19 protein-coding genes and 1 pseudogene are annotated in these 25,703 nt (G+C 68.7%); 13 read left to right on the top strand and 7 right to left on the bottom strand.

The window, feature by feature from the left end; genetic code table 11:
• Window positions 1-254: 254 nt before the first annotated feature.
• The 3 genes from recQ to LC490_RS11535 form a co-directional block, all read right to left on the bottom strand.
• A complete protein-coding gene (gene recQ / locus LC490_RS11525) occupies window positions 255-2,069 on the bottom strand; it encodes a DNA helicase RecQ (RefSeq protein ID WP_031372877.1) in 1,815 nt (604 codons plus the stop codon).
• Window positions 2,070-2,165: 96 nt separating this feature from the next.
• The gene (locus LC490_RS11530; protein WP_031372876.1) at window positions 2,166-2,615 is read right to left on the bottom strand and encodes a nuclear transport factor 2 family protein; all 450 of its coding nucleotides are present in this window, start codon (window positions 2,613-2,615) and stop codon (window positions 2,166-2,168) included.
• Window positions 2,612-3,505: a nuclear transport factor 2 family protein gene (locus LC490_RS11535; protein WP_223620267.1), complete on the bottom strand. Its 894-nt coding sequence runs from the start codon at window positions 3,503-3,505 to the stop codon at window positions 2,612-2,614. The genes LC490_RS11530 and LC490_RS11535 overlap by 4 nt, the downstream gene beginning before the upstream one ends.
• Before the next feature lie 179 nt (window positions 3,506-3,684).
• On the opposite strand from LC490_RS11535, the gene LC490_RS11540 reads away from it, so the two are divergent.
• Entirely contained in the window at window positions 3,685-4,599 is a 915-nt protein-coding gene (locus tag LC490_RS11540) for a LysR substrate-binding domain-containing protein (RefSeq protein WP_223620268.1), read from the top strand.
• 107 nt (window positions 4,600-4,706) lie between these two features.
• Here the strand turns inward: LC490_RS11540 and LC490_RS11545 are convergent, their stop codons facing one another.
• The gene (locus tag LC490_RS11545; protein WP_036149088.1) at window positions 4,707-5,288 is read right to left on the bottom strand and encodes a Dps family protein; all 582 of its coding nucleotides are present in this window, start codon (window positions 5,286-5,288) and stop codon (window positions 4,707-4,709) included.
• Between the two features lie 135 nt (window positions 5,289-5,423).
• Between LC490_RS11545 and hrpA the strand changes: the two genes are divergently transcribed.
• Window positions 5,424-9,473: an ATP-dependent RNA helicase HrpA gene (hrpA, locus tag LC490_RS11550; RefSeq protein ID WP_223620269.1), complete on the top strand. Its 4,050-nt coding sequence runs from the start codon at window positions 5,424-5,426 to the stop codon at window positions 9,471-9,473.
• A 36-nt stretch (window positions 9,474-9,509) separates the two neighbouring features.
• Here hrpA and LC490_RS11555 read toward each other — a convergent pair whose 3' ends face one another.
• Together LC490_RS11555 and LC490_RS11560 are read right to left on the bottom strand one after the other, a co-directional pair.
• Window positions 9,510-9,989 (bottom strand): hypothetical protein, encoded by a 480-nt coding sequence (locus tag LC490_RS11555; RefSeq protein WP_223620270.1) that lies wholly within the window; start codon window positions 9,987-9,989, stop codon window positions 9,510-9,512.
• A gap of 89 nt (window positions 9,990-10,078) precedes the next feature.
• Window positions 10,079-10,603 (bottom strand): hypothetical protein, encoded by a 525-nt coding sequence (locus LC490_RS11560; RefSeq protein ID WP_031372870.1) that lies wholly within the window; start codon window positions 10,601-10,603, stop codon window positions 10,079-10,081.
• 120 nt (window positions 10,604-10,723) lie between these two features.
• Here LC490_RS11560 and LC490_RS11565 point away from each other — a divergent pair, with 120 nt between their 5' ends.
• The 10 genes from LC490_RS11565 (at window position 10,724) to LC490_RS11610 (ending at window position 24,216) form a co-directional block, all read left to right on the top strand.
• Window positions 10,724-12,868, top strand: coding sequence for a bifunctional (p)ppGpp synthetase/guanosine-3',5'-bis(diphosphate) 3'-pyrophosphohydrolase (locus tag LC490_RS11565; RefSeq protein ID WP_152566295.1), 2,145 nt, complete (start codon window positions 10,724-10,726; stop codon window positions 12,866-12,868).
• A gap of 291 nt (window positions 12,869-13,159) precedes the next feature.
• On the top strand, window positions 13,160-14,719 hold the full coding sequence (locus LC490_RS11570) for a hypothetical protein (RefSeq protein ID WP_223620271.1): 1,560 nt from the start codon (window positions 13,160-13,162) through the stop codon (window positions 14,717-14,719).
• Between the two features lie 244 nt (window positions 14,720-14,963).
• Window positions 14,964-15,971 carry a glycosyltransferase family 2 protein gene (locus LC490_RS11575; RefSeq protein ID WP_223620272.1) on the top strand — a complete coding sequence of 336 codons (1,008 nt, stop codon included), beginning with the start codon at window positions 14,964-14,966 and terminating at the stop codon, window positions 15,969-15,971.
• Window position 15,972: 1 nt separating this feature from the next.
• Window positions 15,973-16,917, top strand: coding sequence for a glycosyltransferase family 2 protein (locus LC490_RS11580; protein WP_051885163.1), 945 nt, complete (start codon window positions 15,973-15,975; stop codon window positions 16,915-16,917).
• A gap of 330 nt (window positions 16,918-17,247) precedes the next feature.
• Window positions 17,248-19,659 (top strand): penicillin-binding protein 1B, encoded by a 2,412-nt coding sequence (mrcB, locus tag LC490_RS11585; protein ID WP_223620273.1) that lies wholly within the window; start codon window positions 17,248-17,250, stop codon window positions 19,657-19,659.
• 3 nt (window positions 19,660-19,662) lie between these two features.
• Window positions 19,663-20,298, top strand: a complete 636-nt coding sequence (locus tag LC490_RS11590) for a hypothetical protein (protein WP_223620274.1) — start codon at window positions 19,663-19,665, stop codon at window positions 20,296-20,298.
• Between the two features lie 7 nt (window positions 20,299-20,305).
• Complete coding sequence (locus LC490_RS11595; protein ID WP_223620275.1) at window positions 20,306-22,420, top strand: ATP-dependent DNA helicase; 2,115 nt, start codon at window positions 20,306-20,308, stop codon at window positions 22,418-22,420.
• A gap of 20 nt (window positions 22,421-22,440) precedes the next feature.
• A complete protein-coding gene (locus LC490_RS11600) occupies window positions 22,441-22,872 on the top strand; it encodes a VOC family protein (protein ID WP_031372862.1) in 432 nt (143 codons plus the stop codon).
• A gap of 127 nt (window positions 22,873-22,999) precedes the next feature.
• Window positions 23,000-23,737: a tRNA (adenosine(37)-N6)-threonylcarbamoyltransferase complex dimerization subunit type 1 TsaB gene (gene tsaB / locus LC490_RS11605; RefSeq protein ID WP_223620276.1), complete on the top strand. Its 738-nt coding sequence runs from the start codon at window positions 23,000-23,002 to the stop codon at window positions 23,735-23,737.
• A gap of 173 nt (window positions 23,738-23,910) precedes the next feature.
• On the top strand, window positions 23,911-24,216 hold the full coding sequence (locus tag LC490_RS11610) for a hypothetical protein (RefSeq protein WP_223620277.1): 306 nt from the start codon (window positions 23,911-23,913) through the stop codon (window positions 24,214-24,216).
• A 599-nt stretch (window positions 24,217-24,815) separates the two neighbouring features.
• On the opposite strand, the pseudogene LC490_RS11615 reads toward LC490_RS11610, so the two are convergent.
• Window positions 24,816-24,997, bottom strand: a pseudogene (locus tag LC490_RS11615) (energy transducer TonB); the annotation flags it as partial.
• A 168-nt stretch (window positions 24,998-25,165) separates the two neighbouring features.
• Between LC490_RS11615 and LC490_RS11620 the strand changes: the two are divergent.
• Window positions 25,166-25,480 carry a hypothetical protein gene (locus tag LC490_RS11620; RefSeq protein ID WP_223620278.1) on the top strand — a complete coding sequence of 105 codons (315 nt, stop codon included), beginning with the start codon at window positions 25,166-25,168 and terminating at the stop codon, window positions 25,478-25,480.
• Window positions 25,481-25,703: the final 223 nt, after the last annotated feature.

Genomic DNA, 25,703 nt, shown 5'->3' on the forward strand with positions numbered 1-25,703 from the left:
GCGGAAGCTTTTGGCGTTTGATCTTGGTATTGCTTGATGGATGCGCCGCAAGACCATTACGGCGCGGTCGCGGCTTGTGACCGAAGTAAATCCAGTAGGACGCCGCTCTTGCCCCTGCGAAAGCTTGTCGCTTCTATGGGCGTCATCGGCGTTGCGATGGCTGCGCGTCCAGCGGTCGCGACTCACGTCGCTCCTACATGAACCCTACCGAAGCGACGAAGCAAGGACGTGCCCCAAGCCGCCCAGCGCAACCCTCACCCTTGATCGAACAAATGCTGCAACACCGCCTCGCCATAGCGATCCAACTTGCTGGCCCCGATCCCGGGAATACGCGCCAATTCGTCGAGATCGTCCGGCGCATGCTCGGCGATCGCGCGCAAGGTGCTGTCGTGGAAGATCACATAGGCCGGGACGTTCTGCTCGCGCGCCGTTGTCGAACGCCACTCGCGCAGCGCGTTGAAACGCACCAGCGATTCCGGGTCGAGGTCGATCATCGGCGCCGCACTCGCACCGCCGCGGGACTTGCGCGCGCCGCCTGCGGCCTTCGGTGCCTCGGTGCGGAAGCGCAGGCTGCGTTCGCCGCGCAGCACCGGGCCGCTGTCGGCGGTCAGGCGCAGGGCGCCATGGCGCTCGATGTCGGCTTCGAGCAGCCCGCCGGCCACCAGCTGGCGGAATACGCTGCTCCATTGCTTGGCGTCGAGGTCGCTACCGATGCCGAAGGTGCTGAGCTGTTCGTGATTGAAGCGGGTGATCTTCTCGGTCTGCGCGCCGCGCAATACGTCGATGACGTGGCCGGCGCCGAAGCGTTGGCCGGTGCGGTAGACGCAGGACAGCGCCTTGCGTGCGGCCTCGGTGCCGTCCCAGCTTTGCGGCGGCTCCAGGCAGTTGTCGCAATTGCCGCAGCCGCCCGGGTGCGGTTCGCCGAACCACCCCAGCAGGCTCTTGCGCCGGCATTCGGTGGATTCGCAGAACCCCAGCAGGGAATCGAGTTTGCGCAGTTCCAGTCGCTTGCGTTCTTCGCCGGCCTCGCCTTGCTGGATCAGCTGGCGCAGGTTGACCACATCGCCGAGGCCGTAGCACAGCCAGGCCTCGGCCGGTTCGCCGTCGCGGCCGGCGCGGCCGGTTTCCTGGTAATACCCCTCGATCGACTTGGGCAGGTCGACGTGGGCGACGAAACGCACGTCGGGTTTGTCGATGCCCATGCCGAAGGCGATGGTGGCGACCATGACCACGCCGTCTTCCTGCAGGAAACGGCGCTGGTTGCCGGCGCGCAGCGAGGCGTCCATGCCGGCGTGGTAGGGGAGGGCGCGGATGCCGGCGGCGACCAGTTGCTCGGCGATCGATTCCACGCGCTTGCGCGAGAAGGCGTAGACGATGCCGCTGTCGCCGCGATGCGCGCTGAGGAAATCGAGCAGCTGGCGGGTGCCGTTGTCTTTGTGGACGACGCGGTAGCGCAGGTTCGGCCGGTCGAAGGAACTGACGAAGCGGCGCGCGTCTTCCAGGTTCAGGCGTTCGGCGATCTCGCGCTGGGTCGGCGCGTCGGCGGTCGCGGTCAGGGCGATGCGCGGGATGTCCGGCCAACGCTCGTGAAGGATGGTCAGTTCGCGGTATTCGGGGCGGAAGTCGTGGCCCCATTGCGATACGCAGTGGGCCTCGTCGATCGCGAACAGCGAGATGCGCGCGCGGTCGATCAGCGACAGGCAACGCGGGCTCAGCAGGCGCTCGGGAGCGACGTACAGCAGGTCGAGTTCGCCGTCGAGCAACTGCCGCTCGACCGCCGCGGCTTCGGCGGCGTCGAGGGTGGAGTTGAGGTAGGCCGCGCGCACGCCGAGCTGGCGCATCGCCTCGACCTGGTCCTGCATCAGTGCGATCAGCGGCGAAATGACCAGGCCGCAGCCATCGCGCAGCAAGGACGGGATCTGATAGCACAGCGACTTGCCGCCGCCGGTCGGCATCAGCACCAGGGCGTCGCCGCCGTCGATCACGTGTTGGACGATTTGGGCTTGTTCGCCGCGGAACGCGGTATGGCCGAAAACGCGATGGAGGAGTTCGAGTGCGGGCTGCTGCATGCGCCTAGTCTAGCGGCGCGGCGTCGCAGACGGTCGCGACGAGGCCGCGAGCGCCGCTGAAACGCGGTCGCCGTCGTGGCGCGCCAGGGCCGCGGCTCAGCGCGAGCGCCGCTTGATGTGCCAGACGTTGCAGATCTTGTCGTTACGGACCTGATAAATCGTCAACCCGTCGACGGTCTTGCCGTCGGCGGTGCCGGTGACGCGTTCGCGCGCCACCACCATGTCGTCCAGCGATTGCAGACCCAGGATCTCGACCCGCGGATGCGGGCGCTTGGCGAAGGCGGCGCGGTAATAGCGCGAACGCGCCTGCGGCGTGGCCTCGGCGATGAGGGGCTGGCCGGGCAGGGGTTCGTCGTCGCCGCGGCGCCAGGCGCCGGCATCGGCGGTGGCCTGGGCCAGGAAAGCCTCGGCGTCGGCGTCGTTCCAGGCCTGGACGTAGCGGCGGACCACGACTTCCTGGGCGTCGTCGGCGGCGACGATGGCGGCGACGGCGGCGCCCGCCGATAGCGCCGACAGTGCGATCAGCAGGATTGGCATCCGCTTCATGGCCGCGCCCCGGCGGCGGCGGCCGAGACGACCGCATCGGCGGGGCGGGCGATTTTCTGCAGAGGCCACAGGTCGAGGACGCGACCGTCGCGGACGCGCAGGATCGCCAACATCTCGTAGGTCTCACCGGCGGCGGCCGAGGTGCCGCGGGTGCGGATGCGCTCGTGGGTCACGACCAGGTCGCCGACGGCGAAGGCATCGAGCAGGTCGACTTGCACCGAGGGGCCGTCCGCATAAAGCGCCCGATAGGTCTTGGCGCGGCTGGCCTCGTCGACGACGGCGCGCGAGGGCAGGTCGGCCAGTTGGTGCGGGTCTTCGGCGCGGCGGAAGTGGCGGGCATCGGCGGCGAACAGGGCGAGGAAGCGTTCGGCGTCGGCGCGGTTGTTGGCCTCGACCAGCGCACGCGCGGTGGCCACGGCGCCGGCAGCCTGCGGCCGGTTGTCGGCGGTTTCCTTGCCGACGTGCCACAGGTCTTCGATCAGGCCGTCGCGGACCCGGTACACCACCATCAGGACCTGCGGCTCGGCGCGCTTGGGGTCGGCGATGTGGACCCGGGATACCACCAGTTCGCCGAGCGCGATCATGCGGGTCTGCTCGATATGCGGGGTGTCGGGTTGCGCCATGGCCTTGGCGAAATGCGCGCGCAGGCGCTCGGCGCCGTACATCTGCTCCAGGCGCTTGCCGACCAGGGCGTGCGGGTCGGCGGGCAGGCCGAAGATCTGCGCCTGCGGGGCGTACAGGGCGAGGAAGGCTTCCAGGTCGTTGCGGTTGAGCGCGTCGAAGTCGGCGGCGACGACGGCGGCCGGGTCGGCCGCGGAGCCGGCCCCGGCCCCGGCCGGGATAAAGCTCATCAGAGCCAGCGAAAGCACGAGCGTGAATCGACGTTGCATGGCGGTGCTCCGGAGAGAGAGGCGAGATCTGTTTGCCCAAGCTCGGCTTTTGGCAGATAGTCCTGCCGCGGGCGGTGGCGACCGGTCCGGGCGCTGCCCGGCGTGGGTTTCGGACTAGGCTAGGAGCGGGTGGGGCGGCCGACAACGCGAAAATCGCGCCAGATACATAAGGTCAGATTATGGATATACCGACATTGCCGCCGCTCAGCGCGATCCGCGCCTTCGAGGCCGCCGCGCGCCTGCAGAGCTTCACCCGCGCCGCCGAGGAACTGGACATGACCCAGGCTGCGGTCAGTTACCAGATCAAGCGTTTGGAACAGCGGCTGGGCCTGGTGTTGTTCCAGCGCCTGCCGCGCAAGGTGGTGCTGACCCGGGCCGGCGAGCGGTTGGCGCCGACGGTGCTCGACAGCTTCCAGGCGCTACGTTCGGCCTTCGCCCAAAGCCAGGCGCGCTCCGAAGCCGAACTGGCGATCACCTCGCTGCCGACCATCGGCGCCAATTGGCTGGTGCCGCGCCTGGGCGGGTTTCAGCTGGTGCATCCGCGGTTGGCGGTGCGCCTGGACACCGGCGTGCCCCTGGTCGACCTGGCCCAGGGCGAGTTCGACGTCGGCATCCGCAACGGCCGCGGCGAATGGCCAGGATTAAGCGCGCATTTCCTGTTGCCGGGCCTGTTCACGCCGCTGTGCAGCCCGGACCTGATCGAAAGCGGTGCGCTGCGGACGCCGGCGGATCTGTTGAGGCTGCCGCGGATCGGACGCGAACGCTGGTGGCGCAGTTGGTTGGAGGCGGCGGGTGTCGGCGACGCCGATCTGTCGGCGCGGCCCGGGGTCGAACTGGGGGTCGAGCAATACGAAGTGACCGCGGCGATCGCCGGGCACGGCGTGGCGATCACCTCGCCGCTGTTCTTCCGCAGCGAACTCGCCTCGGGGCGGTTGGTGCAGCCGTTCGAACTGGTGCTGCGCGACGAGCGCGACTACTGGCTGGCCTATCCCGAGGTGCGCCGCGGCAGCGCCAAGATCCGCGCCTTCCGCGATTGGTTGCTGGCGCAGGCCCAGGCCGACGCGCAGGGCTGGGACGGCGGCGGCCCGCGCTGAGGCCGGCGACCGACCACGAAAAACCCCTGTCCCGCAGAGCGAAACAGGGGTTCGGTACAGCGCGGCGGGCCGGCACGGACGCTCCGCGCCGGCCTGCCTTCAACGGTTTACTGCAGCAGCGAACGCAGCATCCACGCATACTTCTCGTGGGTCTGCAGACGCTGGGTCAGCAGGTCTTCGGTCGGCGCGTCGTCGACGTCGTCGGCCTGGTCGAGTACCTTGCGCGCGGTGCGGCACACGGCTTCGTTGCCGACCACGAGCTGGCGGACCATCTCGCGCCAGTCGGCGCTGTCGGTCAGGCCCGGCTCTTCGGTGATCGAGGACAGCTTGACGAATTCGGCGTAGGAACCCGGTGCGTTGAAGCCCAGCGCGCGGATGCGCTCGGCGATGTCGTCCAGCGCGGTCCACTGCTCGGTGTACTGGGTTTCGAACATGACGTGCAGGGCGTTGAACATCGGGCCCGTCACGTTCCAATGGAAGTTGTGGGTCTTCAGGTACAGGGTGTAGCTGTCGGCCAGGAAGCGCGACAGACCTTCGGCGATCTTCTTGCGATCGCCCGACGAGATCCCGATATCGATCGAGGGTGCGCTGTCGGCGGCCGACGGCGACGCGGCCGGGGCGACCGACACCTTGTCCGATTTGGTCTTGTCCGTTTTGCTGGTCTTGGCGGGCTTGTTGGGCTTGGCCATATGCGACTCCTTCTCCGATGCGGGCGATCGAACGGTTTCGATCGGGGGTTTTTTGAACAATGCGGCGACAATAGGCGCAGTCGGCCGCGAAGTGAAATGGTTTGTGCCTAGCGTTGCGATACGAACGATCTATCGATGAAGAGTACCGATTCCAATCAGTCTAGCCACGAGAATGCTAGTGCCGCGTTACGACAGGCGCGGCATGCGATCGATGGCGCCTTGAGCCGCGACCGCGGTCGCTTGCACGGCCTGTGGTCGCGCTGGAGCGGCAAGCCCGGCGACGAGCGCGCGCGCGCTGCATTCGCGCAGGCCCTGGCGGCATCGGTGGCGCAGCGCGAAGCGCGGGCGGCCTCGCTGCCGCGCGTGCCGGTCGACCCGGGTTTGCCGATCGCGGCCGAAGCCGGGCGCATCGTCGAGTTGATCCGCAAGCATCCGGTGGTGGTGATCGCCGGCGAGACCGGCTCGGGCAAGACCACCCAGTTGCCGAAGCTATGCCTGGCCGCCGGGCGCGGCGCCGCCGGCATGATCGGCTGCACCCAGCCGCGCCGCATCGCCGCGCGCGCGGTGGCCCGGCGCGTGGCCGAGGAATTGCAGACGCCGCTCGGCGAGACCGTCGGCTACCAGGTCCGCTTCAACGACAACGTCGGCGAGCGTACCGCGATCAAGTTCATGACCGACGGCATTCTGCTGGCGGAGATCCAGTCCGACCGCTGGCTGTCGGCCTACGACACGATCCTGATCGACGAGGCCCACGAACGCAGCCTCAACATCGATTTCCTGCTCGGCTATCTGAAGCAACTGCTGAAGAAGCGGCCCGACCTGAAGATCATCGTGACCTCGGCGACCATCGACACCGAGCGCTTCGCCGCGCATTTCGACGGTGCGCCGGTGGTCAGCGTGGAGGGCCGCGGCTATCCGGTGACGGTGCGCTACCGGCCGCTGGAAGGCGAGGGCGAGAGCCAGGCCGACGGCCGCGTGCGCGAGGCCCGCCAGGGCGAACGCAGCGTCAACGACGGCATCGTCGCGGCCTGCGACGAAATCACCCGCGAGGACCCGCGCGGCGACGTGCTGATCTTCCTGTCCGGCGAGCGCGAAATCCGCGACGCCCACCAGGCGCTGGAGCGGCGCAAGTACCGCGAGACCGAAGTGCTGCCGCTGTACGCGCGGCTGTCGGTGCGCGACCAGGACCGGGTGTTCAACCCCGGGCCGAAGCGCCGCATCGTGCTGGCGACCAACGTCGCCGAGACCTCGCTGACGGTGCCGCGGATCCGCTACGTGGTCGACCCGGGCCTGGCCCGGGTCAAGCGTTACAGCCCGCGCGGCAAGCTCGATCGTTTGCACATCGAGCCGGTCTCGCAGGCCAGCGCCGACCAGCGCAAGGGCCGCTGTGGCCGCATCAGCGAAGGCACCTGCTACCGCCTTTACAGCGAGGCCGATTTCGAGTCGCGGCCGCGTTACACCGACCCGGAAATCCGCCGCGCCGCCCTGGCCGGGGTGATCCTGCGCATGCTGTCGCTGGGCCTCGGACATATCGAGGACTTTCCGTTCCTGGAACCGCCGGACGGCCGAGCCATCGCCGACGGCTGGCAACAGCTGTCGGAGCTCGGCGCGGTCGGCGAGGACAAGAAGCTCACCGCCACCGGCCGGACCATGGCGCGCTTGCCGGTCGACGTGAAACTCGCGCGCATGTTGGTGGCGGCCAATGCCCACGGCTGCCTGCGCGAGATGATCGCGATCGCCGCCTTCCTCGGCATCCAGGACCCGCGCGAGCGTCCGTCCGATCAGCGCGCGGCCGCCGACAATGCGCATGCCGAGTTCGCCGACCCGCGTTCGGAGTTCGTCGGCATCCTTAAATTGTGGGACGCCTACCAGGGCGCCCACGAAGAGCTGACCCAATCCAAGCTGCGCAGCTGGTGCGAGAAGCATTTCCTCGGCTTCCTGCGCATGCGCGAGTGGCGCGAGCTGCACCGGCAGTTGAAGCTCGTGTGCGAGGAGACGGGGCTTGGGACTCGGAACTCGGGACTCGATCAGCCTGGTGCCGCGGCTTCTACGAATCCCGAGTCGCCGGTCCCGAGTTCCGAGGGCTACGCCAGACTGCACCGCGCCCTGATCGCCGGCCTGCCGACCCAGATCGGTTTCCGCGCCGACCGCGGTTTCTACGACGGCCCGCGCGGGCGCAAGTTCCAGTTGTTCCCCGGCTCCCCGCTGGCCAAGAAGCCGCCGCCGTGGGTGTTGTCGGCGACCCTGCTCGACACCGAGCGGGTGTGGTCGATGACCAACGCCACGATCGAGCCGGACTGGGCGATCCAGGAACTGCCGCATCTGCTCGCGCGGCGCCATCACGACCCGCGCTGGGCGCGCTCGCAAGGGCGGGTGGTCGGCAGCGAACAGATCAGTCTGTTCGGCCTGGTGCTCGCGCCGAAGCGGCCGATCCATTACGGCGCGCTGTACCCGGAGGAAAGCCGCGCGATCTTCGCCCGCGACGCCCTGGTGACCGGCGAGATCAACACCCGCTCCGCGTTCCTGGCGCGCAACCTCGCCACCCTGGCCAAGGCCCACGACGAAGAAGCCAAGCAACGCCGCGCCGGCCTGGTGGTCGACGAGGAATGGATGGCGCAGTGGTACCTCGACCGCCTGCCGGCGCAGGTCCACAACGTGCAGGCGCTGGATGCCTGGTACCACAAGCTGCCGGCGGGGGAAAAAGCCAAGCTGGAATGGTCGAACGCCGATCTGATGATCGGCGGCGAAAGCGAGGCCGCGCGGTTCCCGCCGTATCTGCAGCTCGGCAATGCGCGGCTGGCGGTGAGCTATCGCTTCGAGCCGGGCGCGGCCGACGACGGCATGACCCTGGCGGTGCCGTTGCACCTGCTCAACGCACTCGACCCGGCGCAGCTGTCGTGGCTGGCGCCGGGGTTCGTCGCCGACAAGGCCGCGGCCCTGATCAAGAGCCTGCCGAAGATCCTGCGCCGCAACTTCGTGCCGGCGCCGGATTTCGCCAAGGCCTTCCATGAGGCGCACGCCAAACCCGAGGCCGACGACCTGGTCGGCACGCTCGCGCGTTTCCTGCGCAAGCTGACCGGGGTCGAGGTGGCGGCGACGGATTTCGATCCGGCTTCGATCGAGCCGCATCTGCGCATGAACCTGCGTCTGCTCGAGCTCGCCGATGCGCGTGCCGACAAGGGCGCCGGCAAGGCCCAGGCCGCGGTGGTGCTGGCGGAGTCGCGCGATCTCGATGAGCTGCGCGCGCGCTTCGGCGAGCGTGCGGCGCGTGCCTTCGCCGCGCGCGCCGCCGACGGCCTCGGCCAGCGTGGCCTGACCGCGTTCCCGGAGCAGGCGATCCCGATGTCGGTGCCGGGCGCGGCCGGCGTGCCGGCGTTTCCGGCCTTGCACGACGACGGCGACACGGTCTCGTTACGTGTGCACGCCGAGCGCGAGGCCGCGTTGCGGGCGCATCCGGGCGGGGTGCGGCGCCTGCTGGCACTGGCGATGGCCGACAAGCTCAAGCAGGCGCGCAAGCAACTGCCGGTGCAGGCCAAGACCGGCTTGTTGTACGCGGCGATCGAATCGGCCGCGCCGCGCCAGAACGGCCTGCGCGACAGCGACCGGCTGCGCGAGGATCTGGTCGACGGCGCCCTGCAGTCCCTGCTCGGCGACGATGCCGAACTGATCGCGGTGCGCGATGCGGCGGCCTTCGAGGCCCGTCGCGAGGCGGTCGCGCGCAAGCTGTTCCCGGAGGCGACCGAACGCCTGGCCCAGGCCGAAGCCATCCTGAGCGCGGTCGCCGAGGTGCGTTCGCGCCTGGAGTCGTCGTTGATGGGCTGGGCCAGCGGCAACCTCGACGACATGCGTGCGCAGCTCGCGCGGCTGACACCGCCCGGCTTCCTGCGCAATGTCGCCACCGCGGCCTTGGCGGAGTACCCACGCTATCTGAAGGCCTTGGCGGTGCGCAGCGAGCGCGCCTTGCGCGATCCGGTGCGCGACCAGGCGCGGATGCTCGAGCTCAAGCCCTTCGTCGAGGCCTTCGATGCCGCGAATGCCGCCGGCCGGGCCGAGGCTGCCGGCTGGCAGGCGCTGCGTTGGGAGATCGAGGAGCTGCGGGTGTCGCTGTTCGCCCAGGAACTGGGCGTGCGCGGCGGCGTGTCGCCGAAGAAGCTCGCGCAACGACTGGCGTCGCTGCGCGCTTGAGCCGTTGGCAGAAGCGCGCCTTCGGGCGCGCCGCGCTCAGTCGAGGCGGCGGACCTTGGCCTTCGGCGTCTGCCCTTCGACTTCCAGGAACCAGCCGCCCATCAGGCCGGGCTTGATGGTGACCTTCGGCGGTGGCACCGGCTTGCCGAGGAACAGCGAGCCTTCGGTCACCCGCCAGCGCTGGCCGTTTTCGAGTTCGAACACGGTGCCGATCGACCAGCCGCGGAACTCGCCCTTGAGCGCGCTGTGCACCGGTTCCACGTCGCCGCGGTCGAGCAGCCCCTTGCGTTCCGAACGCACCGCCTTGGTGGCCTCGGCGACGGCCGCAGTCTGCTCCTGCGACAGCAGTTCGTTGAGCAGGGCCAGTTGCTGCGGCGACAGGGTGTCGAGCCCGGTGGCCTTCATCTGTTCGGCATTGAAGCGTTGTTCGACCGCGACATAGGGACGCTCGGCACCGAACGCGGCGGGCGCGATCGCGAGCAGGACGGCAACGGTCAACGAGGACAGCACACGCATGTCGGACTCCGGACGGGGCAGCGGCGAAACGGCGAAGGAGAACGCCCGCGCGCCGACGCCGTGGGGCGTGGGCGAGCGGGCGGCATTCATTACTTGACGCGGGTGACCTTGGCGCGGGTGTTGTAGCCGTCGACCGAGAGGAACCAGGCGCCGCCGATCACGCTGGGGTTGATGCGCACCTGCGGCGAATCCAGGTGCACGCCGGGCAGGTCGACGCCGTCGACCTGGCGCCATTCCTGGCCGTTGTCGAGCACGTAGACCTGGCCCTGGCCGTAGCCGTCGAACTTGCCGTTGAGGCGGGCGACCACCGCTTCGCGCGAGCCCGAACCGAGGAAACCGCGGTTCTCGTGCTTGACCAATTCGCGGGTTTCTTCTTTGGCCTTGACCACGGCCTTGCTGGTCTCGGCGTCGAGGGTGCGGTTGAGCCAGGCGTTCAGATTGGCGAGCTGTTCCGGGCTGAGCTGGTCGAGACCGGCGGCCTTGAACTGTTCGGCGCTCATCTGTTGTTCGATCTTGGACTGGGCGAGGGCGGCCGGCGCGCTCAGCGCCAGGGCGATCGCGACACCAGCGGCGATCAGCAAGGGACGCAATGCGGAAGGGTGAATCGCGGACATCGTGCTGTTCCTCGGGGCGGTTGCTCGCTAGTGTAGTCGCTCGTCCCTTGCGCTTCGAACCTCTTCTCCCCCGTTGTGAACGCGTCTCCCGCCGAGTCCCGCCATTCCCCTGCCGACGTGCTGGCTCTGCCTGCGGCGGCGATCATCGCCGGGCCCTTGCGCAAGGCGCTGGAAGCCGCTGCGCAGAGGCCGGAGGCCGGCGAGGGCGCACTCGATTCGCCGGCCGTCATCGCCGCCACCCTGGACGCGCTGGCCCTGCTCGATGCCGACAGCGACACGGTCGCGGCGGCGATCCTGCACGCCTACCCGGGCTGGGCGAAGGCGCTCGGGCCGGGCTTCGAACGCGAGCATCCCCTGTTGGCGGCCTTGCTCGACGGCCAGCGCGCCGCCGGCCAGGTCTGGGCGCTGCATGCCGAACAGGGCCGGCGCTCGGGTACCGAGGGCCTGCGCCGATTGCTGCTGGCGATCGTGCGCGACCTGCGGGTGGTGCCGATTCTGTTGGCGCGGCAACTGGCGCGCATGCGCCATGCCGAACGCCTGCCGCCGGACACCCGCCGCGAATTGGCGGCGCTGACCCGCGACATTCATGCGCCGCTGGCCAACCGGCTCGGCATCTGGCAGCTCAAGTGGGAGCTCGAAGACCTGGCTTTCCGCTACCTGGAGCCGCAGACCTACCAGAAGATCGCGCGCCTGCTCGACGAGAAGCGCGGCGACCGCGAGCGCTACATCGAGCAGGTCAAGCGCACCCTGCGCGAGGCGATGGCCGCGCAGGGCCTCAAGGCCGAAGTCGCGGGCCGGCCCAAGCACATCTACAGCATCTGGAAGAAGATGCAGCGCAAGGACGTGCCGATCGGCGAGCTCTACGACCTGCGCGCGGTGCGGGTCATGGTCGAGGACCTGGCCTCGTGCTACGCCGCGCTCGGCGTGGTGCACGCGCAGTGGACGCCGATCCCGAGCGAGTTCGACGACTACATCGCCCGGCCCAAGCGCAACGACTACCGTTCGCTGCACACCGCCGTGGTCGGGCCCGAGGGCAAGACCCTGGAAGTGCAGATCCGCACCGAAGAGATGCACCGCCAGGCCGAACTCGGCGTGGCCGCGCACTGGAAGTACAAGGAAGTCGGCAGCCACAGCGCCGACGCCGCGTTCGACCGCAAGATCGCCTGGATGCGGCGCCTGCTCGACAGCAAGAGCGAAGGCGGCAGCGACGGCGCCGACGCCGCGCTGGCGAGCGAGCTGGACACCGAGTTGGTCGAGGACCGGGTCTACGTGCTGACGCCGAAGGGCGAGGTGATCGACCTGCCGACCGGCGCCACCCCGCTGGATTTCGCCTACCACGTGCACACCGAGGTCGGGCACCGCTGTCGCGGCGCCAAGGTCGACGGCCGCATCGTGCCGCTCGACCACAAGCTGCGCAGCGGCGACCGGGTCGAGATCCTGACCGCCAAGACCGGCGAGCCGCGCCGCGACTGGCTGGTCGCGGCGAACGGCTTCCTGGCCAGCAACCGTTCGCGGGAAAAGGTCCGCAACTGGTTCCACAAGCTCGACCGCTCGCGCAACGAACAGGCCGGGCGCGACCTGCTCGACAAGGAACTGCGCCGGCTCGGCGTGCTCGGCGCCGACCTGGCCCCGGCGCGCGCCCGGTTCAACCTCGCCAACGACGAGGACCTGTACGTGCAGGTCGCGCTGGGCGACATCGGTCCGCACCAGATCGGCCGTGCTCTGCTCGAACACGAGCGCGCACTGTCGGCGCCGCCACCGTCGGCCGCGCCGACCTCGACCACCACGATCCCGCCGGCGCCGCGCAAGACCCCCGGCAAGTCCACCGATTTCACCGTCGAGGGCGTCGGCAACCTGCTGGTGCAGATCTCGCGTTGCTGCCAGCCGCTGCCGGGCGAGCCGATCGCCGGCTACCTGACCCGCGGCCGCGGCGTCAGCGTGCACCGTCCCGACTGCAGCGCCTTCGTCCGCCTCGCCGCGGCCCAGCCGCAGCGCGTGCTGCCGGTGGAGTGGGGCCGTAAGGGCAGCGGCTACGAAGTCGACATCGAAGTACTGGCGCTCGACCGCAAATGGCTGCTCAAGGAAGTGACCAACGTCATCGCCCAGGCCAATGCCCACGTGATCAGCATCCGCAGCGACGTCGAGCGCAGCAGCGCCCAGGTCCGCCTGCGCCTGCGTCTGCGGGTGGCCGACTACGGCCAACTCTCGACCCTGCTCGGCAAGCTGTCCTCGCTGCCGGGCGTGGAGTATGCGCAGCGGCATTGAGTCGCAGGCGCGGCATCATTCCCGCGCCGCGCGCCGCGACCGCGAACCGGTAAGTGCCTGCGAAACCGGTCCCGCGCGGAAAGCCAGCCGGCTTCACCCAACGGATCCGTAATCGCCTGACGATAGCGTCGTAGTTTCTATTGGCGAGATCGCGGCTCGCGCCGCTCCTACCCCAAGCGGGCGCGATCCCGGAGACAGTTAGCACACACCCGCGAAGACGCGGCAGTCATGCGCCGGCGTTATCCTGTCGCGGTGAAGCGCGATCAGCCGTCTCCCTCCGACACCTCTGCCGTGCGCATCGAACCGCTGGCTGGGGATTACAGCGCGCTGCGCTTCGATCGGGCACCGCCACGGGAGCGCGACAACGGCTTGCGTGTCCGGCGCTGGGGTCTGCGTGGCGCGATCCTCGTCGCTGCCGGTTTACTGCTGGCGCTGGTCCTCGGGCGGCAGGCGATGTCGGAATGGCTGTGGCCGGACACGCGTGCGCAAAGCCTGCGCGAAGAAGCGACGCGGGCCTTGGCCGAAGGCCGGCTGAGTTCGGCCGATGGCCACGGCGCGCGCGAGTTGTTCGAGGCCGCGCTGGCCCTCGATCCCGACCGCAGCGATGCCCGCGAAGGCCTGGTCAAGGTCGGCCGGGTCGCGCTCGATCAGGCCGGCCAGGCGATCGACGGCGGCCATTTCGACTTCGCCCGACAACGGCTGGATATGGCGCGTCAGTTGGCGACGCCGCGCGACCAGGTCGAAGCCATGGCGCGACGGCTGCGCGAACGCGAAGCGGCCCATGCCGGGCTCGACCGGCTGGTCGCCGATGCCGCGACCGCACGTGCGCAGGGCCGGCTCGACGGTGCGCCCGATGCGGCCCTGCCGCTGTATCTGCGCGTGCTCGCGCTGCAACCGCAACGCAACGACGCCCTCGAAGGCCGCGACGACACCCTCGCCGATCTGCTGCAGTCGGCGCGCAAGGCGCTGACCGACGGCGACCTCGCGCGCGGCGCGGCGGGCATCCAGCGCGTACAGGCCGCCGACCCCGGTCATGCCGATCTGCCGGATGCGCTGAACCTGCTCGAAAGCCATGTCGAACGGCGTCGCCGGGAAAGCGACCTGGCGCTGCGCCGACAGCGTTTCGACGACGCGCTGGCCGGTTACAGCGACCTGCTCGCTGTGCATGCCGACGACGACGCGGCGCGGCGCGGGCTGGCTGCGGTCGCCAACGCCTATGCCGCGCGCAGCGAGCGCCTCGCCGCGGATTTCCGTGTCCCCGAGGCCGAGACCGTGTTGCTGCAGGCGCGCGGTATCGCCGAGAGCGCGGCGATCGAGGTGCCGGCGGTCGCGCTGGCCCAGCAGCATCTCGACCGCGCCCGCGAATCGCGCAAGCGCTTCGAGCAGCAGGCACCGGCCGCGCAACGGCAATCGCTGCGCCGCCTGTTGAGCGAAGCCGCCGCCGCCGAGCAGCGCGGCGACCTGCTGACCCCGCCGGGCGACAGCGCCTACGACAAATTGCGCGCGGTCCAGGCGATCGCGCCGCAGGACCCGGCGGTGCGCGCCGCCGCGGCGCGCCTGTTGCCGGCCGCCAAGCGTTGCTTCGACAAGGAACTCAGCGCCAACCGCCTGTCGCGCGCCGGCGAATGCCTGGATGCGCGGCGCGCCCTCGAAGGCGGCGGCGCGCCGGCGCGCGAAGCCGCCGCGCGCCTGGCCCAGCGCTGGATCGCGGTCGGCGACGAACGCCTCGGCGCCGGCGAACTGCGCGCCGCCCGCAGCGCGCTCGACGCCGCCCGTTCGCTCGACCCCCGCGCCGCCGGCATCGAAGAACTCAGCGCCCGCGTGCGCAGCGCCGAAGCGGCTTCGAACTGAGGCGGGCGCTGCAGGATCTCGCCGCGGCCGCCGGCACCACTGTGGTTCGCGGCGGGCGGGCGCCGGCTTTCTCCGATTTGCGCTGTGGCGGGTGGGCTTAGGTACAGCGTCCCGGCACCGCCTGAGCGATAATGCCGCGATTCCTGCCTGGCCTCGACGCTCCCTTGCCCTTCGATACGCCATTCGCCGTCGTTCGATATCCGTTGCGGTGGCGTCAGCGCCCGCGCGCAGAGCGCGTGCCGCAATGAGCATGCTCGATCCGCGCGACGAGGCCGCGGGCTTGGTCGCGACCGTGGTGCTGTGTACCTACAACGGTGTGCGCTATCTGCCGGCCCAGCTCGACAGCCTGCTTTCGCAGCGGCGGCTGCCGGATCGGATCGTGATCGCCGACGATGCCTCGACCGATGCGACCTGGGCTTTGCTCGGCGAGTTCGCGGCGCGGGCCGGCGAGCGCGGCATCGAGGTCGATCTGCAGCGCAATCGGCTCAATCTCGGCTACCTGCGCAACTTCGAGGCGGCGCTGCAGCGCGCCGGGGCCGGCGTGGTGTTCCTGTGCGACCAGGACGACGTCTGGCATGCCGACAAGATCGAGGACTTTCTCGAATCCTTCCGCCGCCGGCCGGCGCTGACCGTCTTGCACGGCGACTCGCGCCTGGTCGACGGCGAAGGCCGCGATCTCGGCCAGCGCATGTTCCAGACCCTGGAGGTCGCCGCTTGGGAACTGGCCGCGGTGCACGGCGGCCGGGGCTTCGACGTGCTGCTCCGGCGCAACATCGTGACCGGCGCGACCATGGCGATGCGGCGCGACTTGCTCGACCGCGCCTTGCCGATTCCGGACGGTTGGGTCCATGACGAGTGGCTGGCCTTGATTGCCGCCGCGACCGGCGAGATCGACTGCGTCGAAGCCCCGACGATCGATTACCGCCAGCATGGCGGCAACCAGATCGGCGCGCGCCGGCGCAGCCTGGTCGAGCGTCTCGGCGGCGGCAAGCAACGGCGCGAACACATGCAGCTGATGGTCGCCAAGCTCGACTCGTTGCGCCGACACATCGATAGTGCCCAGCTCGACGTCGGCGCCGACAAGCGCGCCGCGATCGACGAACGCTGGGCCCACCTGCGCCTGCGTCTGGCGATGCCGACCGGTTTCGGTCGGCGCCTGCCGCTGATCCGCGAAGAATGGCGCCAGGGCCGGTATCACCGTTATTCGGCCGGGCTGCGCTCCCTGGTCTGCGATCTGTTGGGGCTGCGCTGATATGGCCGCCACCCACCCGACCGGCGAGCCGGGGCGCATCGACGTCAGCGCCGCCATCGTCACCTATCACCCGCAGATCGAGCTGCTCGAACGCGTGATCGCCGCGGTCAGGGACCAGGTCGGGCGCGTGCAGATCTTCGACAACGCCAGCACCGGCGAGGCGCTGGAGGCGTATTTCGAGCGGCTGCGCGGGCAGGGTGTCGAGGTGTTCCGCTCCGAACGCAACGTCGGCCTGGGCAGCGCCATCAACCACGCCGCGCGCGCCGCGCGTGCGGCCGGGTTCGGACAGGTGCTGTTGATGGACCAGGACAGCATCGTCGATCCGGACATGGTCGCTGTGCTGATGCGCCACCTGCAGCAACTGCGCGGGCAGGGGCCGGTGGCCGCGGTCGGGCCGCAGTTCCGCGACGAACGCACCGGCGAGGTCGCACCTTTCGTGCAGATCGCCTTCCCGATGAACCGCAAGCTCTACGGCGGGCCGGGGCAGGTGGTCGACTGCGACTTCCTGATCACCTCGGGCACCCTGTTGCCGCTGGACGTGCTCGACACGGTCGGCGGCATGGACGAGGGCTTGTTCATCGACAACGTCGACATCGAATGGAGCTCGCGCGCGCGCCATCGCGGCTATCGCCTGTACGGCATCTGCGATGCGCGCATGCAGCACCGCATCGGCGACCTGGTCCAGGTCTCCAGTCTGATTCCTTATCGCACCGTGGTGCACAGCCCGACCCGGCTGTACTACATGATGCGCAACCGCGTGCTGCTGTACCGCCGCGCCGAAGTGCCGCGCCGCTGGATGGCGCAGGACCTGCCGCGGCTGGTGCTGAAATTCGTCGGCACCGCCTTGTTGCTGAAACCGCGCCCGGCCTATCTGCGCGCGATGCTGCGCGGCTTGCGCGACGGCCTGCGAGGCCGCGACGGGGTGATGCCGCGTGATCTCGGCTGAAAAACAAGGCCGAAGTTCCTGTCCAGGCGCGACATCGCTCGCGCCAAAAAACCACCGGCAACCTGAGACCCGGCAGCCCCTGCGTGCCCAGCCGTCGCCCAAACCCCCTCGACCGCCCCGTCGGCCCTCGCGCCCTAGCTATCGCCAGCTCCGGCCGCCCCCGAACCACCCCACCCAGACCGCATCGCATTCGCCCCCCGCGGGCCCCTCCAGCCCCGGCCTCAGCCTGCATTCACCGGGTATGAACGCCGATGCCGCCGCCGCGGGGCCCCGGGCACGGGCTCCGGATGCCTGCGCTAGACTTGCCGCGACTCCCTGTGTTGCATATCCGTGGCCCGAATCGATTACGACGAAGACGAGCTCGACAACGACGGTAATGACGGCGACGGCCATGCGCCGACCTGGCGCCGCCGACTGGTGACCTGGGCCCTGGCCGCGATCGGCCTGGGGCTCGGTTTCCTGATTCCGTACACGCTCTATCTCAATCACGAGGTCGGCCAGCGCTTCGGTCAGTTGCGCTGGCAGATTCCGACCCGGGTCTATGCGCGTCCGCTCGAACTGGCGCCGGGCCTGGCCCTGGATCCGGGCACGCTGAAGACCGAACTCGACGCCGCCTCCTACCGCGAGGACAGCGGCGAGCGCCCCGGTACCTATGCCCGCCAGGGCGGCCGTTTCACCGTCGCCAGCCGCGGTTTCAACGATGTCGACGGTGCCGTGCCGGCACGGCGTATCGAAGTCGTGGTGTCCGGCGGCCGCGTCGCCAGCCTGCGCGACCTGACCTCGCGCAAGTCGCTGAAGACCACGCGCCTGGACCCGGCGCGCATCGCCACGCTGTACGGGCAGAAGCAGGAAGAACGCCGCCTGGTGCGGATCGAGGAAGTGCCCGAATTGCTGGTCACCGGCCTGCAGGCCGTCGAGGATCGCGACTTCGCCCATCACATGGGCATCGACCTCAGCGGCATGGCGCGCGCGGCGTTCAAGAACGTCGCCGCCGGCCGCGCCAAGCAGGGCGCCAGCACCCTGACCCAGCAGCTCGCGCGCAGCGGCCTGCTCGGCATCGGCCAGGAACAGACCCTGACCCGCAAGGGCAAGGAAATCATCTACGCCCTGCTGATGGAGGCGCGCTACGACAAGCGCACCATCCTCGAGGCGTATTTCAACCAGGTTTATCTCGGCCAGCGCGGCTCGCAGGCCATCCACGGCGTCGCCGCGGCTTCCGAGTTCTGGTTCGGCCGCGACCTGCGCGACCTCAACACCGAACAGATCGCGTTGCTGATCGGCATCGTGCGCGGCCCGTCCTACTACGACCCGCGGCGCAATCCCGAGCGCGCGCTGGAGCGGCGCAATTTCGTCCTCGGCGAGATGCACGAGACCCAGCTGATCGACGACAAGGAATACCAGCGCGCGTTGAAGACGCCGCTCGGCATCACCTCCAACCCCGGCAGCGTCGCCGCCAATCGTTTCCCGGCTTATGTCGACCTGGTCCGCCGCCAACTCGCGCGCGACTACCCGGCCGATGCGCTCGCCGGCGCCGGCCTCAGCGTCATGAGCGGCATGTCGCCGTCGGCGCAGGCGCAGGCCGAAGGCGCGGTCGCGCGCACCCTCAAGAGCCTCGACAGCAAGCGCCGCCCGCCGTTGCAGGCCGGCCTGGTCGTCACCGACGTGCATAACGGCGAAGTCGTCGCCGTGGTCGGCAGCCGGGAGTTCACCGAGCACGGTTTCAATCGCGCGGTCGAAGCGCAGCGCCCGGTCGGCTCGCTGTTGAAGCCGTTCGTGTACCTGCTGGCGTTGGCGCAGCCGAACGAATTCAGCCTGGCCTCGTGGGTCGACGACTCGCCGGTCACGGTCAAGCTCGGCCGCGGCCGCAACTGGAACCCCGGCAACTCCGACGGCCGCAGCCATGGTCTGGTGCGCATGATCGATGCGCTGGCCATGTCCTATAACCAGGCCACGGTGCGCATCGGCATGAAGGTTGCGCCGGAACGCGTCGCCGACCTGATCAAGACCCTGGCCGGCATCGAAGCGCCGAACAACCCCTCGCTGATCCTCGGTGCGGTCGACCAGAGCCCGTACGCGATGGCGCAGCTGTACCAGTTCCTCGCCTCGGGCGGCGAAATCCAGCCGCTGCATGCGGTGCGCGGCGTGCTCGGCAGCGACGGCAAGGCGGTCAAGCGTTACGACAAAGAACCGGCCCCGGCGCAGGAAGGCGACGCGATCGCCGCGCGCCTGATCACCATCGCCCTGCAGCAGGCGGTCAGCAACGGCACCGGCCGGCAGTTGATCGGCGACGGCCTCGGCCGTCTCTCGCCCGCGGGCAAGACCGGTACCAGCAACGACGGCCGCGACAGCTGGTTCGCCGGCTGGACCGGCGATCACCTGGCGGTGATCTGGGTCGGCAACGACCAGAACCAGACCACCGGCCTGTACGGGGCGACCGGTGCGATGCGGGTGTGGTCGGCGATCTTCTCGCGCTTGCCGACCGCGCCGCTCAAGGTCACCGACAAGGGCCTGGACTGGCAGGCGGTGATCGGCACCCACACCACCGACGCGAGCTGCGTCGGCGCGCGCCGCTTCCCGTTCGTGGCCGGCTTCGCGCCGGAATACGCGCCGTGCCCGGCGCCGCAGGCCGAAGGCGAAGCCTCCGGCGGCGGCTGGCGCGAGTGGTTCGGCATCGGCAAGGACAAGGAAGAACCTGCGCGCGAACCGGCGCCGTCTCCCGATTCCCCGCCCCCGGAGCAGTAAGTCATGAAGTGCAGTGATTTCACCGGCGCCTTCCCCCGAGGTGCCCGGCGCAAAGGCGTCGTCCTGGTCGTCTTGACCTGCCTGGCGAGCGCCTGCGCGGTGGCGCCGCCGCAGCCGGCGCAGTTGGCCGAAGCGAATTTCAACGGCGAGGCCGCGGTCGCCGCGGTGCGCGCCGCCGCCGCCGGCGGCGCCGCGCGCGAACTCGACGTGCAACCGATCCGCGATCCGCAAGTCGAGGATCTGCGCCAGCAGGCCGCGCAACTGGAACGCGCACGCAAGTACGTCGAAGCCGCCGCGGCGCTCGACCAGGCGCTGCAGATCAACGCCGCCGACCCGGCCCTGCTGCAGGAACGCGCCGAGGCGGCGCTGCTGCAGCACCGTCTCGACGATGCCGAGGGCTACGCACAGAAGGCCTTCGATTCCGGCTCCCAGGTCGGCCCGCTGTGCCGCCGTCATTGGGCGACCATCGCCCAGGTGCGGCAGGCGAAGCTGGACGGTGTCGGCGCGGCGATGAAACTGGCGCAGCGGCAGGAGCATTACGACGCCCTGGTGCCGCAGCGCAGCCAGCTCACCGAGGCGAAGAAGCAGGCACAGGCTAAAATCGACGCCTGCACGGTCGCAGCGCCAGCGCGGTATTGAATCGGATATGGAACCCAGCCGCCTTGGCGTAGCCAGTCGTGCCGCGCTGAGCGAGGGCGGCGACCTCGCGCGCAACATCGCCGCGTTCGCGCCGCGCTCGGCGCAGCAGGACTTGTCGGCGGCGATCGCCGATGCCTTCGAATCGCGTACGGCCCTGCTCGCCGAAGCCGGGACCGGCACCGGCAAGACCTTCGCCTACCTGGTCCCGGCGCTGCTGTCGGGGCTCAAGACCATCGTCTCGACCGGCACCCGCGCGCTGCAGGACCAGCTCTATCACCGCGACCTGCCGCGGGTGCGCGACGCCCTCGGGGTCGGCTTGAAGACGGCCTTGTTGAAGGGCCGCGCCAACTATCTGTGCAAATACCGCACCGAGCAGGCCAAGGGCGAACCGCGTTTCACCAGCCGCGAATACGCCGCCCAGTTCCAGCGCATCGTCAGCTGGGCCGGGCGCACGCGCATGGGCGATCTGGCCGAGCTGGACGCCTTGCCGGAAGACTCGCCGCTGCTGCCGATGGTCACCTCGACCGCGGAAAACTGCCTCGGCAGCGACTGCCCGATGTTCGGCGACTGCTTCGTGATCCAGGCGCGCCAGCGCGCCCAGGCCGCCGATCTGGTCGTGGTCAACCATCATCTGTTGCTCGCCGACCTGGCGCTGAAGCAGGAAGGCTTCGGCGAAATCCTGCCGGGCGCACAGGCTTTCGTCGTCGACGAAGCGCATCAGCTGCCCGATTTGGCTTCGCAGTTCTTCGGCGAGGCGATCAGTGCGCGGCCGCTGGTCGAGCTGGCCCGCGACGCCCTGGCCGAATGCAAGCAGGTCACCGGCGCGCTCGCCAGCGTGCAGGGGCCCGCGCGCGAACTCGAACAGGCGGTGCGCACCGTGCGTGCGGCCATGGACGAGTTGCCGGTGCGCGCGACCCGTCGCCGCGCCGCCGAATTGCCCGAGGTGGAAGCGGCGTTCGATACGCTGGCCGCGGCCCTGCGCAGCATGCGCACCACCCTCGAACCGCTGCGCGCCGCCGCGCCGGGCTTCGAGAGCTGCCATGCACGGGCCAAGGACTTCGAGACCAAGCTGCGGCGCTGGCGCGGCCCGACCGTCGCGCGCCCGCCCGAGCCGGTCGTCGAGGAAGACGACGATTTCGAACCGCCGCGCCGGCCGCTGGCGGAGGTCGCGCTCGAAGCGGTCGACACGGACGCTGCCGCCGCCGACGACGAGGAAGAACAAACGCCCGCCGGCCCCGACAGCAGCGTGCTGTGGTACGAACTGACCGCGCGCGGTTTCCGCCTCAGCCGCACGCCGCTCGACGTCGCCGGCCCGCTGGCCGAGCATCGCGAACGTTCTCGCGCGTCTTGGGTGTTCACCTCGGCGACCTTGGCGATCGGCGGCCAGTTCCAGCATTACGCGACCAAGCTCGGCCTGGTCGAGCCCAAGACCCTGCTCGCGCCAAGTCCGTTCGACTGGGCCGAGCAAGCGCTGTGTTATCTGCCGACCGGGCTGCCCGATCCGGTAGTGCGCCATTACAACGAGAGCATGGTCGACAAGCTGCGGCCGGTGCTCGAAGCCTCGGGCGGCCGCGCCTTCGTCCTGTTCGCCTCGCACCGCGCCTTGCGCGAAGCCGCCGAACTGTTGCGCGGCGGCCCCTGGCCCTTGTTCGTCCAGGGCGAAGCGCCGCGCCACGTGTTGCTGGAACGCTTCCGCGCCTCCGGCAACGGCGTGTTGCTCGGTGCGGCGAGCTTCCGCGAAGGCGTCGACGTGGCCGGCGAGGCGCTGAGCGTGGTGGTGATCGACAAACTGCCGTTCGCCGCGCCCGACGACCCGGTGTTCGAGGCGCGCCTGGACGCGATCCGCCGCGGCGGCGGCAACCCGTTCCGCGACGAACAACTGCCGCAGGCGGTGATCGCGCTGAAGCAGGGCGCCGGGCGCCTGATCCGCAGCGAGACCGACCGCGGCGTGCTGGTGCTGTGCGACCCGCGCCTGATCTCCAAGAGTTACGGCAAGACCTTCCTCGATTCGCTGCCGCCGCTGCCGCGCACGCGCCGGGTCGAGGACGTGGCCGCCTTCTTCGCCGGCGAGCCCTTGCGTCTAGAATCGTCCTCGTCGGTCGATGAGGACCACTACCGCTGATCCGCGAGGAGGGTAGGAGCATGACGGAGCGCAAACCGCGTGTGCACGGCCTGGGCGGCGTGTTCTTCAAGGCCGACGATCCGGCCGCGCTGGCGGCCTGGTACGCCAGGCATCTGGGCGTCGGCGTGGAGGACTGGGGCGGTGCCCTGTTCCCCTGGGGCCGGCTCGATGCCGACGGCCAGCCGACCGGTCAGACGGGTTATACGGTGTGGTCGCCGTTCAAGGCCGACACCGAGTACTTCCAGCCCAGCAGCAAGCCCTACATGGTGAATTTCCGCGTCGACGACCTCGACGCGATGCTGCTCGCGCTGCGCGAAGAGGGCTGCCAGGTGCTCGATCGCGGTGAAGACAGCGAGCAGGGCAAGTTCGGCTACGTGCTCGACCCCGAAGGCGGCTTGATCGAGCTGTGGCAGCCGAACCCGAACGATCCGGCGGTCGCCGACGGCGAGTGAGGGGCGCCGGCGAGGCCTTGGCGGCGCGACTGGGCGAGTGGTGCCGGGCACAGTGCGGCGGGGGTTCCAGGAGCGCCCGCATGAGACAATCGCGGCGCGAAACGCCCGTCCGACCCTGCCGAGCCCCATGAAACTGCTAGCGTTCGAAACCGCCACCGAAGCCTGTTCCGTCGCCGTGTGGCTGGACGGCGAAGTGCGCGAGCGCTTCGAGTTGGCGCCGCGGCGCCACGCCGAACTGTCCTTGCCCTGGGCCGAGCAATTGTTGGCCGAAGCCGGCGTGCGGCGATCCGAACTCGATGCCATCGCGATCAGCCGCGGCCCCGGCGCGTTCACCGGCGTGCGCCTGGCGATCGCGATCGCGCAGGGCATCGCCCTGGCCCTGGACCGGCTGATCGTGCCGGTATCGACGCTGGCCGTGCTGGCCCTGCGCGCGCATCCGCTCGCAGCGAACGCCGGCAGCGACGACGCTTTGCGCGTGTATACCGCGATCGATGCGCGCATGGGCGAGGTCTACACCGGTGCCTTCGAGTTGCGCGGCGGCGATGCGCACGCGCTCGACGAAGAAACCGTGATCGCGCCCGATGCGGCCGTGGTGCCCGGCGATGCTCCCAACTGGCTCGGCGTCGGCACCGGTTTCGCCGCCGCCCACGGCGCGCTGCAACAGCGGCTCGGCGCGCGTTTCGCCGGCATCGACGCCGAAGCCCTGCCGCATGCGGCCGATCTCGCGCGGCTGGCGGCGCTGGCGTATGCGCGCGGCGAAGCGGTCGCTCCCGAATTGGTCGAGCCCGCCTACCTGCGCAACAACGTCGCCCTGACCATCGCCGAGCAGGTCGCCCTGCGCAGCGAGCGCAAGGCCGCGTCCTGATTCACCTATTCGCAGCGTCCGCGCTGTCGCTCAAGGAAGACAGCATGCGATCGGCGGATAGTAGTCCAGCAATGTAAACAGGCGCCGCCCGCTGTGAATGCGACGGGTTATCCCGATTTGGAAAGCTTGGAACGACCTTCGATGATCGAAACCATTCTGGGATTTGACTGCTGATGGCTGGGTTTCAGCCTCTTACGTGGCTTTACGACGTGATTGTCGAGGACGATGGCATTCGTTTCGTCGTTCTCAGGAAGGTGACAGTTCACTTCCTCGACAGGGATCGCATCGAAGAGATCAAGGAGACCGGTGTGGCCTCGATAGGATCCATCTCGGCGTTCAACTTCAAGAGCCGATTTCTCGCTCGATCTTTCATGGTCCGTTTGAAGCGCGGCTGGTTCGCGCGTCAAGTATTGATCACCCCTGCCGATGCTGAGCAGTTTGAGGCTTGGCGGCGGCGTCATGGAATTGGCGGCGGCTAGGTCGGTTCGCTTCGTGGAGAATCGTTGGCTTTCTCTTGTTAAGGTGTCTCGATTGGTTTTCTCAGCTTGTTCGCGGGATGCGCGAGCCACGAGCGATGTAGACGGCACAATAAACAGTGCCCAGGTGCGTAGCATGCTCAGAAATATTGAGGAAGGCCGGTGTGGCTCGCCAGAGTCAGGCCGCAAATGAGTGCTGTTCCCTGCCTAGTGATGGCGTATGTATTAGCTCTGGGTTTGGCGACTCCGTATGTAATGGAGTCGCCAGCGAGACTGATCGCAGGGCGTGTCGGGCGACAAGGAATTGCTAAGCGGGTCGTCTCCGCGGGTGTAAGTGTCGCGATTGGTGTCGGGCTTCATGTGCTCGGTTTTGCATGTTGGTTTGCGCTTTGCCTCGTGCCGATAGTGTTCTCGAAAGAAATGAATGTTTTGTACCCTCCAAAATTATGGTTCGGAGTGCCGTTCTTCGTCGGTATAGGAATCGCCGCTCTGTTTCGGCGACGTCGATAGCAGTCGTTGGCTATGAATTTGTCTGCCATTCACGGGAAGAAACGAGCAAGATCTTTCGACGACTCGGGTTGCCCCGGTCTCGCGGCCTGACCTCACTCGTCCACCAGCGACCCGCCCGGAAGGAAGTTCCAGGTGCGGGTGACGTGCAGGATGTCCGGGTTCTCTTCGGTCCTGGGCAGCGGCGGATAGGGTTCGGCCAGCTTGGCGATGCGCAGGCGGAGGCGTCGAGAAGGGCGGTGCCGCTGCTGCGGATGATGTCGGCGCGTTCAATCGAGCGCGAATACGCTGGACGAAGGGGCGCCTTGGCTCGCCCGAGGAGACGCTCGCGCCATCAATAATTCTGTAGATGTCGGAGCGGATACCAGTTTGCCCGGTTTAGCGAGGGGCTTCTTTGGCGCGCTATATAGCAATATGTCTCCTCCTGATGGGGAGGTGGTTGCAAATGAGGCTTGATTTTTTCTTGATGGCGTATGTTTTTTCTGTTGGTTTGATAGCTCCGGCCTTACTCGGATTGCCCCAGAAGATTGCCTTGCGCCGCTTGGGGGAGCTCAGGTCCGAAGGTAAAGTTGTTTCTCTCGGGTGCATGGCTTGGTTGGCATTTGTAAGCCATGCTTCGTGCTACATGTTGTGGCTAGCTTTTCTTCTAGTTCCTGCGAAGTTTGCCAAGGAGCTAAATGCTGCTTATCCGATGTGGCTTTGGCTTGGCGTGCCGCTTGTTGTTGGAGTCGTTGTTGCCTTTTGGTTTAGAAGGACATGAGTTTGTGTTGGGCATGGGGGCGCCTTGAACTTTGTTTTCGCGGATGTATATGCCCGTCTTCATTTTGGGGTGGTGTGAGTCCAGGCCGTGCATACGGCGCGTCATTACTCGCCTATGAGCAAGTTTCGGCGTAATGCGGCTGCACGGGTCGATCAGCGTTACTCTTGGTCGCCTGTTTGGAGACGGGCACTAACAAGGTTGGGAGGCGATATCGCGTCCAGCT

Origin of the sequence: Lysobacter sp. ESA13C (assembly GCF_019970005.1) — a bacterium.
Taxonomy (GTDB): Bacteria; Pseudomonadota; Gammaproteobacteria; order Xanthomonadales; family Xanthomonadaceae; genus Lysobacter; species Lysobacter antibioticus_B.